Source organism: Ochrobactrum sp. SFR4, assembly GCF_019730395.1.
Taxonomy (GTDB): domain Bacteria; phylum Pseudomonadota; class Alphaproteobacteria; order Rhizobiales; family Rhizobiaceae; genus Pseudochrobactrum.
In genome coordinates, this window is sequence record NZ_JAAPBB010001501.1 from 1 (window position 1) to 229 (window position 229).

The 229-nt window shown below is 45.0% G+C and carries 1 protein-coding gene; it reads right to left on the reverse strand.

The annotated features are described in order from the left end of the window. Positions 1-37: 37 nt before the first annotated feature. On the reverse strand, positions 38-229 hold a 192-nt coding region (locus tag HBA93_RS24030; RefSeq protein WP_221724878.1), incomplete at its 5' end, for a hypothetical protein.

The window sequence follows — 229 nt, forward strand, 5'->3', positions numbered from 1 at the left end:
GGCGGTGGTGTGCAGGATTTTGATGCGATTAAACTGCTTAAATTCGCTGCTTAAGTTTGCCTAGAGAAGGCGGTTTTGCCTGTTCTTGCAGGGCAACATGAATCATTCTGTCAGAGAGTGATTTTATCATATTGTTTTTATTATAAATTACGGGAGATAGCATGGTTCTCCGTCTTATAACGCCGCCGGTCAGCGAGCCGGTGACGACAGCATTGCTGCGCGATTTTTT